This window comes from Sphaerochaeta sp. (assembly GCF_050256055.1).
Classification (GTDB): Bacteria; Spirochaetota; Spirochaetia; order Sphaerochaetales; family Sphaerochaetaceae; genus Sphaerochaeta.
On the sequence record NZ_JBFWIJ010000002.1, the window covers coordinates 66,643 to 79,598 of the forward strand.

Here is a 12,956-nt window from a genome sequence, read left to right on the forward strand (position 1 = left end):
ATTTGTTTTTCCCGTCCCAATTGAAAACTTACCAGTCTAACCTCGACGATCTCATCCGTTGTCGCTGTTTGGATGGTAATCTCAATGGACTCCCCACGTTTGGGATACAAGGGATATACATAGAGGGGACTGACAGTAAAATCTATTGATCGGACGAGGGATGGTTTGGGCACTTTGTATCTTCCTTTTCAGTAAAACAAACGTTGACTGGGTTAGAAAACCGGTTTAGTATTAAGTTTATACGAGCTTTTGCAAGTATGCAACCGAATTGCTTTCATTTTTTTCAGGAACTGTGCTACGATACCGCCGATTAGCAGAAGGAGAAGAACACGAGTATGAAACGCCCTACGATCAAAGATATTGCTCGGGAGAGTGGATACTCGAAGACTGCTGTTTCCTTCGCCTTCAACGATCCCTCGCGCATCAGCGACAAAGCATGCCAGCAAATCCTTGAGACCGCTGAACGGCTTGGTTATATCCCCGATCCCATGGCCCGCAATTTTTCATTGCGTAGACATCTTTCCATCGGGTTCCTTCTGCCCCAGGTCGTCCAATATTCCTTACAGAATCCCTATACCATGCAAGTCATTCTGGGCATCGGATCGGTATGTGAGAAATATGGGTACACCCTCAACCTGATACCTCCCCTGCACAAGAGCATTACCGAGGCGGTTCGTGCTGCAGCGGTGGACGGTCTGATAACCATGGGCCTGCAAGTTGATATGGATATTGTTTCTGTTATGAAAACGAGGTTGCTTCCGTATGTCACCATAGATGGAATTCCGCATGAGGAAATGCCCAGTGTGAACATAGACGATGAAAAGGCATCCTATTCCTTGATGAAAATGGTATTGGATGCAGGACATACCAAGCTGGTCATCATTGGACTCAGCGACGATGCATTCGCCACCGAGCAGAACAGCAACAGTGTCCCAGCCAATCGCCTTGCCGGGTACAAGCGGGCGCTCGGCGATGCAGGAATTGCTTGTCAGGCGTATCAACAGTTCGTTTGTGAATGCACCTTGGCTGACGGCATACGCATAGGAAAGCAAATCCTCGAACTTGCCGATCGCCCGTCCTGTATAGTAACCATGAGCGACATCGTGGCGATCGGGTGCATCCAGGCATTCAAGGCAGCAGGTCTTCATGTCCCCGATGATATTTCGGTGGTCGGGTTCGACAATATTGATGAGGCATCCTGCATTTCCCCTGCCCTTACCACCGTTGATCAACCGGCGAAAGAAAAGGGGCGACTTGCTGCAGAGGCCTTGTTCAAAATCCTGAACAAGGAATCATTGGCAAGCGCCCATATGCAGATCCCCTATACCGTAATCAAACGGGAATCACTGAAAACGCTCTCCTCTATTTCTTGAGGATTTCGAGTAAGGAAGCGGTCACTTCATCCGGAGATCGGGAAGCATCAATATCAACTAACAGTCCCTTGGAACGATAATAGTCGATCAATACAGCGGTCTGCGCTTCATAGACTTTCAGGCGATTGAGGATGGCCTCAGGCTTGTCGTCGTCACGCTGGATCAAGGGTTCTCCGGTTTCGTCGTCAATACCTTCGGTCTTGGGAGGATTGTACAGGATGTGGTAGGTTCTTCCAGTTGATTTGCATACGCGTCTTCCGCTCAACCTGGCAACGATTTGTTCGCGCTCAAGTACGAAATTGACCACTGCATCCAAACCTTTCATCGATGCAAGGGCATCGGCTTGTACAATGGTACGAGGAAAGCCATCAAGAATGAACCCCTTTTGGGCATCCGCTTCCTTAAGCCGTTCTTTCACCATAGCGATGGTAACGGAATCGGGAACCAGTTCCCCGCTGGCGAGAATCGCCTGTACTTGTTTGCCGAGTTCCGTACCGCCTTTTATATGACTTCGGAACAGGTCCCCGGTCGAGATATGGGGAATGTCAAGCTTGATTTTTGCTTCGGACGCAATGGTCCCCTTTCCGGCTCCCGGAGGGCCGAGAAAAACTAGATTCATGATACACCTCACAACAGAAGATGGGCGTATGGTACCACAGACGGGAAATTATTTACACCACTTGGACAAGAGCCTGTGCGAGGTTTCCTTGTATAAAGGCCGGTCATGGAGTAGAATCGCTAACGAACAGGAGAACAGAACCCATGAACAAGATTATCTTACACGCAACCGACCTTGACGGATATCTGAAGGATACGGACAAGGATAAAATCGCCCATGTAGATGAGCTGTATAAGAAATCACTCAATCATTGCTCAGTCCTCGACAGCGCCAGTGATGTGATGCAACTCGAGGAAGCCAGGAAAGGTTTGGTGGACAGCGCAGCTGAGATCGGAAAATACTTGAAGAACATCTGCGCCGAGGAACCGAACATCCATGTCTATTCCTTTGAAACTCCGCAGGAGCAGCATGGGCAGGCAAGCCGCCTCATAGCCAAACTCAGGGATCCTTCCACCGGGCACGAGGAATTCCTCTACTACATTCAGCGGGCGTATGAAATGCTCTTCTCCCATGTCTGGGCCGATGCTGCACTTCCCACCAAGCGCTCGATCATCACCAAGACTCCGGTAACCAGCCCGGTCAGGAACTATGCGGTCCACCGCATTCCCGACGTCGATTCTCTGATCCATAACAGCGTAATGTGCGTGATGCTCCGTGGGGCGTTGCTTCCCAGTATGATTCTCAGCAAGGAAATCCAGGAATACTCGGCCGATGATTTTGTTACTCCGTTTGCGTTGTTCAAGATCAAGCGGGACGATTCCAAACGTGAATCGAACATGGATTACATCCTTGATTTGGATAAATCATATTTTGACCTGCAAGCACTTGACGGCAAGGACCTCATTTTCGCCGATCCGATGAATGCAACTGGAGGTTCATTGGTAACCATCGTCAAATATTTGAAGGACAACGGAATACATCCAAAATCGGTGAAATTCATCAATGTGATCAGTGCACTCAAGGGCTCGCTCAGGATCGCCCGGGCCATTGAAGGAGCCGAGGTATATACCCTTTGGATGGATCCCGTACTCAATGATGCAGCGTACATCCTTCCGGGTCTTGGAGATGCCGGGGACCGTCTGAACGGACAGGACGAACATGACAATCCACGAAACATCATACAGTTGATCGCTGATTACGGTTCGGCCATCACCAACCTCTATCGTTCACAGGTTCGTGAGATTGAATGCACGGTGCTGGATCGGTGATGAAACGGTTTTTGCTGCTCTTGATCGCATCCCTTTTCTTGTTCAGCTCGTGCCAACTCCAAAAGGCACGGGCTGCTGCATATTTGGGATCAGAGGCCTTCGCCGAAGGCCTCTATAGTCAGGCAGCCTACCAGTATGGAAAAGCTGCATCAGCACAGCATGATTCTGCCGAATACCGTTACAATCAGATACTCAGCCTGCTTTTGGATGCATCGTTGGATGAAGTGATCGTCCAAAGCGACAAGGCTTTTTCCGATTTCCCCTTCCATACGGAATTCCTCCTGCTCAAAGCACGCGCATATGCCACGCAAAAGGCTTACAAGAAAGCGCTTGCCGTCTATCAGCAGGTTTTTGCCTTGGATCCCGGCTCATACACCTTGCAGCAGGCGGTCATGGAGCAGGCTGTCGCATGGAACGAGAACGAAACGGCCAAAAACCTTGCCCTCACACTGCTCTCCCATCCCCAAACCGAACAGAAGGCACTTCAGGTGCTGACCGAATTGGAAGGAAAGCAGAGTTGGTATGCATATGCCCTGAACTATCTTACGAAGGAAGCTGGAACACAAGCCCCAGCAGAGCTCCAACCACAATCCAAATAAAGGGATGCACCTTTTTGAAGGAAAGCACCAAGACCACCATGAGAACAGTGAGGATTGTTTCCTCAACTCGTAATGAGCCTTCCTTGAGAATGATGATCCCCAGCAGCTTCAACGCGGCAAAACTGATAAGACCGACGACCGCAGCCCGCAACCCATAGAATGCATCCTTCACTCGTTGGTTTTTGTCAAACTGGGTCAAGAAACGCGCGATCAGAATAATGATGATGACACTCGGGGTGATTTCCCCCAGGGTTGCGACAACGCCTCCGAGCAGGCCCGACGCCTGATACCCGGCAAATGTCGCCATATTGATGCCGATTGGCCCCGGTGTCGATTCACTGACGGCAATCATATCGGCGATTTGTCGGGCACTCAGCCATTGCGGATGGGTTTCCGCCAAAGCGGAGAGAAACGGAAGGGTCGCCAATCCGCCGCCGATCGAGAACAATCCAATTTTAAAAAACTCCCAGTACAAGGCAAGGTAGATCATCTTTTTCTCCGTTTCCCGGCTTGGACGGACAGGCCGAACAGTATGGACAAGGGAATGATCCATAGGGGAGAGAGCTTGAGCAGCAAGGTTGCCGTGATGGTTGCCAGATACAAGAGGATGGTGGGGATGTCTATGAGACTTTTCTTGGAAAGGGAGATGATCGATTGGACGACCAAGGCACAGACCGCCACTCTGATACCACCGAATGCCCGTTGTACCCATATCGAATCCTGCAGGTGCACCAACAAAGTGGAAAGCAGGGAGATGATCACAAGCGACGGGGTCACTTCCCCGAGGGTCGCCACGATTGCACCGAGGACGCCCCTGGTCCGGTATCCGATCATGGTCGCGGTATTCACCGCAATGATGCCGGGGGTGCATTGGCCGATGGCATAGATATCCAGCACTTCTTCCTCGGTGACCCAACCATGGTTGGTGATGACTTCCCGCTGGAGGATGGGCAGCATGGCATACCCCCCACCGAACGTGAATCCCCCGATTTTCAGAAATGCCGTATAGAGTTGCCAAAGCGTAGCGGTATGGTGGTTCATACCAATGCTTCCATCGCCTGTCGGACCAGTTGGTCGCACCGTTCATTGCCTTCGATGCCAGCATGCCCCTTCACCCAATTCCAATACACGGGGAGCGAAGCATTCAATGCATCCAAGGCCACCCAATATTCCTTGTTCTTCACCGGGTCCTTGGAAGCGGTCCGCCATCCATTGGTTTTCCATTTCTTGATCCAGCTGGTAATGCCGTTCTTCACATACTGGCTGTCGGTATTGATGATGATTTTCTTGGCCTCATACCCTTGACAGGTTTGAAGCGCCTTGATGACTGCGGTTAGTTCCATCCGGTTGTTCGTCGTCGCTTCTTCAGCACCGCTCTCTTCCTTCGCAAACGTACCGTCTACCTGCAAAACATACGCCCAACCACCAGGACCGGGATTCCCCAGACATCCTCCATCGGTGTAAATCTCAATTTCTGTATACATCATAGACCGGATAGTAATATACCCCCGATTTCAGGTCAACCACAGTCAAGCTTGACAGCACCCAAACAACTCCGTACGATAAAGTGTCCAAGCCAAGGGAAAGGGGGAAAAGCCCCTGCGGTCCCGCCACTGTACGGGCTGGGTGGATGCATTATGACACTGCAGGAATGTGGGAAGTCGCAGCTACCGGGTATGCCTGAGCCAGGAGACCTGACTTGGATAATTTCCGACGACCTACGGAGTATAGGCCAGGGTATGTTGCATGCCCGTTGACAAGGGGCTTTATGTTCAATCATCGTCCAGCACACCAGTTCCTCCTGCTTGCAATGTTGCTCAGTCTGCTCTTCTCCCCGTTGAAAGCACAGGCAATACAAGAAAAACCGCACACCGACCATGGCATGCGCATCGTCAGTTTATCTCCGAACGTCACCGAAACGTTGTTTGCTTTGGGTGCTGGTTCGTCAGTCGTAGGACGAAGTGATTACTGCAATTACCCGAATCAGGTGCTCGCCCTACCCTCGGTCGGAACCTTGTACAACCCATCGCTTGAAACCCTGCTTTCCCTGAATCCTACGCTGGTGATCAGCAGCGCATTCGTTGATGACCAGTTTCTTGCTTCCATCCAAAAAGCTGGCATTGCGGTATTGCAGTTGAACACCCAACAGACATTCCAAGGTACATACGACTTGATCAGGGATATCGGTGAAGCAGTGGGTAGGCAGGAACAAGCGGAACTGATGATTCTCTCGATGCAAAACACCGTACACCAAGTGGTGATGAGTGTGCAGAATCTTCCAAAGCCTAGCGTGTATGCCGTCATTGATTTCGGAGGATTCGATTCGACTGCCACCGGTGACACGTTTTTTGGGGATATGATAGAACTCGCTGGTGGATCCAATGTTGCAAAGGATGCAAAGAATTGGACATACAGCAAAGAATTGCTCATGGAGAAGGATCCTGATCTTTTGCTGATCAGCCCGCGCTGGGGTGAAAGCGGTACACAAACCATTGCAGAATTCACCGCTATGAAACCCTATTCAGACTTACAGGGTGAAATACGCCTGATTGATGCCGATTTGATCAGCCGTCAAGGGCCGAGAAGCGCCCAAGCCCTGGCTTCGCTTGCCTCGGTGATTCATCCGGAGCTCGGCAAATGAGATGGACGTTACGTTTTGCCCTGGTTATCGGCAGTATTCTGCTGATGCTTTTCTCCCTTGCGTTGGGGCCATCTCATATCAGCGTGGGGGAAATACTTTCCCTCTTTTCTGGACATGTTTTATCAGGAAACCAAGGATACATCATTTTTCAGCTCCGGCTTCCCCGTATTTTCTCATCATTTCTGAGTGGTGCGGTTCTCGGCCTCAGTGGAGCGGTGTTCCAAGCAGCATTGCATAATCCTATGGCGGACCCCTTCATTCTCGGGGTGAGTTCGGGCGCCTCGTTCGGAGTTGCCGTTGCGCTTTTCCTAGGTCTGGCCCCTGTATTGGGCTTTCCGCTGAGTGCACTTCTCGGCGCCATCCTGACGACCTTGTTCATCTTCGGCCTGGCAATGCGAAGACGAAGCAGCCAAACAACACTACTGCTCACTGGAGTCGCCGTCAATTATCTGCTTTCAGCGGGCATGACGTTGTTGATGTTCCTCCACAAGGAGCAATACCAGCGCATCCTGTTCTGGACGCTCGGCAGTTTCTCTTCCAGTACCTGGAATCAGGTATTCATCCTCGCTTGCACGTCCTTCTTGGTTTTTTCCGTACTCCGTATGCAACACAGCAAGCTGGATATCCTGCTGCTTGATGAAGGCTCGGCACAGAGCACCGGCCTTTCGGTTCGAAAAACACGGCTTGCACTTTTGTTGGTTGCTTCGCTTGCGAGTGCATTATGCACTTCATATTACGGAGTGATCGGGTTCATCGGTCTGATGGCCCCCCATGTCACCCGATTGCTCGTAGGACCGAAACATCAGCGGCTGTTGTTCCCTTCCGCGCTTATGGGAGGATTTCTCTTGCTTGCTAGCGACACGCTTTCGCGTATACTGCTTCCTTCCGGGGAGCTTCCGGTAGGAGTCATTACCAGCATCATCGGAGTACCGCTTTTCATTCATCTGCTGCGAAAAGGGAGGTACTTCTATGGATAGCCTTCAGTTTTCCCACCTGTGGGGTGGATATGAACAGCATCAGGTATTCCGTGATTTCACCGCATCATTCCCCCGTGGCTCCTTCATCGCCTTGACCGGACCCAATGGAAGCGGAAAAAGCACTTTGCTCAAGTTTATTTATAAACAACTACTTCCCGACCAAGGTCTGATCTATCTTGATGGTGAGGCCATAGCGACCATGAAACAGATGCAAATTGCCCGTCATCTTGGTTTCGTGCCCCAGAATGGGAAACTTGACTATGCGTTTACTGTCAGAGAGGCTGTGGCAATGGGAAGATTCGCCTATCAGGGAAAGGACGAGCATCATGCCATCGAGGCAGCCATGGATGCTTGTGATATTTCGCATCTTGCCCATACACTGGTAACTGAACTCAGTGGAGGGGAAATGCAGAGGGTACTGCTTGCCCGTTCGTTGAGCCAGGATGGCAAGCTCCTGTTGCTTGATGAACCGGTGAACCACTTGGATGTGCGTCACCAGCATTCCATCATGCAACTGCTTACCCGATTGGTAGAACAAGGCTATACCGTTTTGTGCGTCTTGCATGATCTTCTTCTGGTTCAGGTATACAGCAGTATTGTCATGGTCCTCAAAGATGGCTCGATCGTCTCCTACGGGAAGACCGAGGAAGTGATTACCGAGGATTTGCTTCACCACGTATATGGCATTGATGCACATCAGGTATATGATGCAACCTTGGACCGCAGCCTGTATCTGCCTTCCTGGCACTGAAATGACGAGGAAGGGTATATGAAACCGGTGAGCCTGCTGCTGCATCGAATCTATCGAAGGGTTGTGAAGATCGTGCTCGCGCTCAACTACGATTTCCAGACCTGGCAGGAACAAAGCCTGCCACCCGGTCCCAAGATTTTCTGTTCCAATCATTTCAGCTCGAGTGATGTCCACTTTGTCACGACTCTCATGCCGGATGCACTGCATATGGTCATCGGACCGGGATTTGGTATTCCGGTCGTCGGATCCTTTCTCGGCTGGACTGAACAGATCAGGGCATTTACCAAAGAAGATAGAAAGACCGTGGTGGATGAAGCCGTACGCTACTTGCGCCAAGGAGACAGCATCTATATCTTCCCGGAAGGAGATCTGAATACCCAGGAGCGGATGATGGCGTTCAAGAAAGGCGTCGCCAATATCTATCTCGCCTATCCTTGTCCGGTCATCCCCATCGGTTTGATCTCCCCGAAACGCAGAGTAAGACATAAATTGAGCAAGACCGCCGGAAGGCCGATGACGGTGGTCAGCCGCAATTATTATGCGAATATCGGCAAGCCGCTTCAGTTTCCCCAAGCCCTTGCCATGCAAAAGCAGGACAAGGACAGCGCATGCCAGATGATTCTCGATGAGCTGTCGTCTACCATTGAATCCTTGATCGATGAGATCAAGACAGATAAATTCTGGAGTTGACCATGGATGAATTACACACCATTTTCACCGATTTCAAAACACAGGTTGAAGAAATCTCGGAACATGCAGAACAGGTGCATTCCCTTGTATTCCGTGCAGAATTGAAAAACGGAACTTCCTTTAATTTTTCCTATAATGCGGAAAAGTTTGCCAAGGAAAGCGGGCCTCGCCTGCCCTATCATCCTGTCTCCATTTTCAATGGAGTGTTCGACATCGTTTCCAGTGCCATCGGCATCGCCCTGTTGGTCATCCTTGCCATGCACCGGTCGTCCCAGCAGTATCTTGCAGTACTTACTTTCTCTGCCTTCATAACCACTTTCATCTGCTCTGCGTTGTATCATTTTTTCAGCATGGAACAAAGAAGCAGCCAAGTATTCGCCACCTTGAAAGAAATCGGGAAAATCCTCTCGATTCTCTTGGTGAATCTCACGTATGCCACACTGCTCTTTCCCTCCAGCTTGGTTCTGGTTCGATCCATCTCCCTGGTGTTGGTCGCACTCAGCCTCCTGTTTCTTACCGGTAGAACCAAACTTTCTCTGCAAGTCAGCCTGCTGGTCTCTCTCTTGCTCCCCTGGGTGTCCTTTGTCTCGCTCTTTTCCTTGGAAACCTTGCTCCGTTGCCTGCTTTTCAGTCTCTGGTCGCTGACCGCGCTGATGAGCGGCAAGGAATCACGCCTGCACAGCAATTCAGTTTTTGCCTTGATGGGGTTGGTCTCCTTCTTTCTTGAACTTGCTCCGCTCTTGATGATTTGACTTTTCTTTATCGCAGGCAGCGCCTATACTACACACAGGAGGCGCACCTATGAAACTTGCAATTTTGGGAGCAGGCAACATTGCCCGCAAGATGGCAGCTACCGTCAACGAGATGGAGCATGTCGAGGCCTACGCCGTTGCTTCACGTGATTTACAGAAGGCTCAGGAATTCGCCCAGAAATGGAATATCCGCAAGGCATATGGATCGTACGAGCAGATGCTCAATGATCCTGAGATTGATCTCGTGTATGTTTGCACCCCACATTCCTTCCATTATGAACATATGATGCTATGCCTTGAGCACGGCAAACATGTGTTGTGTGAAAAGTCGTTCACCATGAATGCCGATCAAGCGAGAAAAGTGCTTGCGTTCGGTAAGGAAAAAGGGCTGCTTGTCGCTGAGGCGATCTGGACACGCTACCTTCCGATGCGTTTGGTGCTCGATCAGATCCTGGATCGGAGGGTCATTGGAGAACCCCATGCCCTTACGGCAAATCTCTGCTACCCCATCAAGGGGGTGCGAAGACTTACCGATCCGGCTCTGGCAGGAGGAGCGCTGCTTGATGTCGGCGTGTACACCATCAATTTTGCCATGATGGTATTCGGCGATGAGATTGAAAGCGTAGAATCCTCCTGTGTGAAGACTGACAGTGGTGTCGATGAATCGAATTCGATTACGTTGACCTTCAAGGGGGGGAAAATGGCTGTGCTCCATTCCTCCATGGTCAGCACCTCTGACCGAAGAGGAGCCATTTTCGGAAGCCGCGGCTACATTGAATTCCTCAATATCAACAACTGTGAGGGAATCAATGTATATGACAAGGATTACAATCTGGTTGAGACCTATAAACCATTCAAATTCATCACCGGCTTCGAACATCAGGTGGAAGCTTGCCGGAAAGCCATTGAGGAAGGTGAATTGGAGTTGAAACAGATGCCGCACAGTGAAATCATCCATGTCATGGAAGTGATGGATACCTTGCGATCACAATGGGGTGTACGGTACCCGGGGGAGTGAGCTATGGAATTGGAAGAGCGATATGCAATCGTCAGTGCACAAGAGGAATTGTTGAAGTTTGAGACGTTTACCCATGAGGATGCATGGGAACTGGGAAAGATTTTTGTCGCCGAGGCTATGGACAAGGATCTGAAGATTGCAATCAGCATCCGCTTGCTCAGTGGAAAAACGCTGTTTCACTATGCAGCGGAAGGAACAGGATTGGGCAATGAAACATGGATAGACCGAAAATTCCGGACTGTCCAACATTTCGAGATGAGCACGCTTCGCTATGCCCTGTCACTGAAAAAACGTGGAGCGACCCTCGCTGACCGCGGACTGGATCCAACAAAATTCGTTGCCTGCGGGGGTGGTTTTCCGATCGTGGTGGAAGGCGTCGGGTGCATCGGGGCGGCCATGGTTTCCGGATTGACCGATGTAGAGGACCATGACGTGTTGATCACGTGCCTGAGCAAGTATCTGGATGTGGAGAGTGTTCCCCGTTATCCGGTAGTCTGAGATTTGAGCAGATGCATGTAGTACCTGCTTTCAATCGACTGGGAATCCAATCCAAACCGAGTGAGCATGTCGAGCAAGAAGGTCCTGGCCAACGGGACCTTCTCTTCTTGCTCGAGGATGAATTCCATTTCCAAAAACCAACCCAAACCAAGCACCTCTACCAATTCGATATGCAATGGTGGCAATACATCATCAAATGCCAATGTGTAGGAATATCCTCTCTTGGTTTTCCGGATGTAGATCTGATATCCCAAGCCGAGAAAGAACTCATGCGCTGAAGGAAATTGATTATCATCAGAAGTGAATTCAGTCTCCCGATTCACTTCAATCCCGTCTGTCAGGCTTTTCTGTTTTCGGGTAAAGACGAGCTTCCCTTTCAAGTTTGAAAAGGAAGGCCCGAAACTCTCTTTTCGAAGGCGGAACAAAGCTTCCCCTTGGTCAAGACAGTAATAGATGTCGTCCTTCAATTCACAGATCGGACCCTCGATGCCTTCCGTCCGATCAAGCAAGGATTTGAGTGAAATTACATCCTTGACATGCGCCTTCAGCTCCACCTCATACCCCATGGCTCAATCCTTCCAGGGGAAAATCATATTCTTCAGCGAACGATGCCCGACACATTCCCGTTCGTCATACAACAATTCTTCCCAAGGAATATGCTTGCGGTCGGCATCGCTGTGCTCTTCCAGATAATCGTACTTGAACATCAAAAGCTTCACGGCATCGCTTTGTGCAAGCAACATGCCTGTCACCCCAGGGGCTAAACCGGCAAGCAGCAGGGAAAACACTAGGTTAACAACCTGATACAATGCAAAGAAAAGGGTGAAGAACAAGTTATCAAAGACCAAAATGAAACTCTTTTTCAAGGTTTTGGTCGGACGGTCACCCTGCATATGGAAAAACAACGGGAGGTAGTAGAACAAGGCAAAGGTCAATCCCAGGAACACCCAGAACAGAATGACACTGAGCAACATACCGAGAGCCGAGCTGTAACTGAGATAGAAAGGGATGACAAAGAAAATCAAAGAGAGATCAAGCACCAAGAGAAACCAATACAGCAACGCATGCCGCCAGGATTCCCTGATTCCTCGTTTGAACCCTTCCCAACCGGGACGTTCATACTTGGCATAGGCATGGGTTGATGCACAGGCGCCTGTGCTGTAGAACGAAAAAAGGCCGAGACTGAGCAGCAAGGCCAGAACACCCAGCAAGGCATTTGATCCGAACAGCGACAGACTGCCCATGAGGGCAAGCAGAATCAACAGGAACCCAAGATTGAGGACAACCATGGAAATGAGGTTGTCCCAACCGTCGAAAAACGCTTTTTTCAGAAAGAATCCAGTCATGGCTTAAGAGTACTCATACTCCGGCTTGGAAGCAAGAGGAATCAGAAGGTTGTTTCATTCTGGTTCTTCAAAAATCACAGCCAAGCATCAAGATTATCTGTATGTGCCGGAAAACCGTGAAAATAATGAACAGAAGAGATGGCTGATGACCTACACCGTATTTTTGGGTGCGCAAAACATGCTTTGATTTCTTCGTCTCAGTTCGTGAAAAAATCGAATATATTCCAGCCTAGCTGCTCACTCTGTTTAAACAGTTCGGTATACCCGCATTGGGTGCACGAAATGGTGATGAACCGCTTGTTCTGCACATCGAAGATCTTGGCGAAATTGCCACCGGTAGCCTGTAAACGGTCGCTCTCATAGTGCGTACAACCGCATTTGGGACACACATACTGTTTCTTTTCCATGGCAGTACTGTAGCATAAAAGCATGGGTGAAAAAAGAGAAAAACCCTCTTGACTAGGATAAGGGCATTAGTTATAGT

The 12,956-nt window shown here is 50.0% G+C and carries 18 protein-coding genes and 1 riboswitch; of the genes, 11 read left to right on the forward strand and 7 right to left on the reverse strand.

The window, feature by feature from the left end; genetic code table 11:
• The first annotated feature begins 335 nt into the window (after positions 1-335).
• Positions 336-1,373: a LacI family DNA-binding transcriptional regulator gene (locus AB7C91_RS01070; RefSeq protein WP_332447606.1), complete on the forward strand. Its 1,038-nt coding sequence runs from the start codon at positions 336-338 to the stop codon at positions 1,371-1,373.
• Here AB7C91_RS01070 and AB7C91_RS01075 read toward each other — a convergent pair.
• Positions 1,363-1,992: an adenylate kinase gene (locus AB7C91_RS01075; protein WP_332447607.1), complete on the reverse strand. Its 630-nt coding sequence runs from the start codon at positions 1,990-1,992 to the stop codon at positions 1,363-1,365. The genes AB7C91_RS01070 and AB7C91_RS01075 overlap by 11 nt on opposite strands.
• A 143-nt stretch (positions 1,993-2,135) precedes the next feature.
• Here AB7C91_RS01075 and AB7C91_RS01080 point away from each other — a divergent pair, with 143 nt between their 5' ends.
• Positions 2,136-3,200, forward strand: coding sequence for a uracil phosphoribosyltransferase (locus AB7C91_RS01080; RefSeq protein ID WP_332447608.1), 1,065 nt, complete (start codon positions 2,136-2,138; stop codon positions 3,198-3,200).
• The gene (locus AB7C91_RS01085) at positions 3,200-3,799 is read left to right on the forward strand and encodes a hypothetical protein (protein ID WP_332447609.1); all 600 of its coding nucleotides are present in this window, start codon (positions 3,200-3,202) and stop codon (positions 3,797-3,799) included. Before AB7C91_RS01080 ends, AB7C91_RS01085 begins: the two co-directional genes overlap by 1 nt.
• Here the strand turns inward: AB7C91_RS01085 and AB7C91_RS01090 are convergent.
• The 3 genes from AB7C91_RS01090 to rnhA are packed head-to-tail and all read right to left on the reverse strand — an operon-like array spanning position 3,744 to position 5,286.
• On the reverse strand, positions 3,744-4,289 hold the full coding sequence (locus tag AB7C91_RS01090; protein ID WP_428588577.1) for a chromate transporter: 546 nt from the start codon (positions 4,287-4,289) through the stop codon (positions 3,744-3,746). The two genes, AB7C91_RS01085 and AB7C91_RS01090, sit on opposite strands and share 56 nt — an antisense overlap.
• The gene (locus tag AB7C91_RS01095; RefSeq protein ID WP_332447611.1) at positions 4,286-4,840 is read right to left on the reverse strand and encodes a chromate transporter; all 555 of its coding nucleotides are present in this window, start codon (positions 4,838-4,840) and stop codon (positions 4,286-4,288) included. Before AB7C91_RS01095 ends, AB7C91_RS01090 begins: the two co-directional genes overlap by 4 nt.
• Positions 4,837-5,286: a ribonuclease HI gene (gene rnhA, locus AB7C91_RS01100; protein WP_332447612.1), complete on the reverse strand. Its 450-nt coding sequence runs from the start codon at positions 5,284-5,286 to the stop codon at positions 4,837-4,839. Before rnhA ends, AB7C91_RS01095 begins: the two co-directional genes overlap by 4 nt.
• 70 nt (positions 5,287-5,356) lie before the next feature.
• Positions 5,357-5,515: riboswitch (cobalamin riboswitch) on the forward strand.
• Between the two features lie 52 nt (positions 5,516-5,567).
• On the opposite strand from rnhA, the gene AB7C91_RS01105 reads away from it, so the two are divergent.
• Genes AB7C91_RS01105 through AB7C91_RS01135 form a run of 7 tightly spaced genes read left to right on the forward strand, consistent with a single transcriptional unit; the run spans position 5,568 to position 11,126 of the window.
• Entirely contained in the window at positions 5,568-6,440 is an 873-nt protein-coding gene (locus AB7C91_RS01105; protein WP_428588581.1) for an ABC transporter substrate-binding protein, read from the forward strand.
• Positions 6,437-7,417: an iron ABC transporter permease gene (locus AB7C91_RS01110; protein WP_332447614.1), complete on the forward strand. Its 981-nt coding sequence runs from the start codon at positions 6,437-6,439 to the stop codon at positions 7,415-7,417. Before AB7C91_RS01105 ends, AB7C91_RS01110 begins: the two co-directional genes overlap by 4 nt.
• Positions 7,410-8,168: an ABC transporter ATP-binding protein gene (locus AB7C91_RS01115; RefSeq protein WP_332447615.1), complete on the forward strand. Its 759-nt coding sequence runs from the start codon at positions 7,410-7,412 to the stop codon at positions 8,166-8,168. The genes AB7C91_RS01110 and AB7C91_RS01115 overlap by 8 nt, the downstream gene beginning before the upstream one ends.
• 18 nt (positions 8,169-8,186) lie before the next feature.
• Positions 8,187-8,858, forward strand: coding sequence for a lysophospholipid acyltransferase family protein (locus tag AB7C91_RS01120; RefSeq protein WP_428588586.1), 672 nt, complete (start codon positions 8,187-8,189; stop codon positions 8,856-8,858).
• Between the two features lie 2 nt (positions 8,859-8,860).
• A complete protein-coding gene (locus AB7C91_RS01125; RefSeq protein WP_428588589.1) occupies positions 8,861-9,610 on the forward strand; it encodes a hypothetical protein in 750 nt (249 codons plus the stop codon).
• 49 nt (positions 9,611-9,659) lie between these two features.
• On the forward strand, positions 9,660-10,628 hold the full coding sequence (locus tag AB7C91_RS01130; RefSeq protein WP_332447618.1) for a Gfo/Idh/MocA family oxidoreductase: 969 nt from the start codon (positions 9,660-9,662) through the stop codon (positions 10,626-10,628).
• Between the two features lie 3 nt (positions 10,629-10,631).
• Complete coding sequence (locus AB7C91_RS01135) at positions 10,632-11,126, forward strand: heme-degrading domain-containing protein (RefSeq protein ID WP_332447619.1); 495 nt, start codon at positions 10,632-10,634, stop codon at positions 11,124-11,126.
• Here AB7C91_RS01135 and AB7C91_RS01140 read toward each other — a convergent pair.
• Together AB7C91_RS01140 and AB7C91_RS01145 are read right to left on the reverse strand one after the other, a co-directional pair.
• Positions 11,111-11,692, reverse strand: coding sequence for a CYTH domain-containing protein (locus AB7C91_RS01140; RefSeq protein WP_428588593.1), 582 nt, complete (start codon positions 11,690-11,692; stop codon positions 11,111-11,113). The genes AB7C91_RS01135 and AB7C91_RS01140 overlap by 16 nt on opposite strands.
• A 3-nt stretch (positions 11,693-11,695) precedes the next feature.
• Positions 11,696-12,472: a hypothetical protein gene (locus AB7C91_RS01145; RefSeq protein WP_428588596.1), complete on the reverse strand. Its 777-nt coding sequence runs from the start codon at positions 12,470-12,472 to the stop codon at positions 11,696-11,698.
• A gap of 25 nt (positions 12,473-12,497) precedes the next feature.
• Here AB7C91_RS01145 and AB7C91_RS01150 point away from each other — a divergent pair, with 25 nt between their 5' ends.
• Complete coding sequence (locus AB7C91_RS01150; protein WP_428588598.1) at positions 12,498-12,659, forward strand: hypothetical protein; 162 nt, start codon at positions 12,498-12,500, stop codon at positions 12,657-12,659.
• Between the two features lie 10 nt (positions 12,660-12,669).
• Here the strand turns inward: AB7C91_RS01150 and AB7C91_RS01155 are convergent, their stop codons facing one another.
• On the reverse strand, positions 12,670-12,879 hold the full coding sequence (locus tag AB7C91_RS01155; protein WP_332447622.1) for a zinc ribbon domain-containing protein: 210 nt from the start codon (positions 12,877-12,879) through the stop codon (positions 12,670-12,672).
• Between the last annotated feature and the right edge of the window lie 77 nt (positions 12,880-12,956).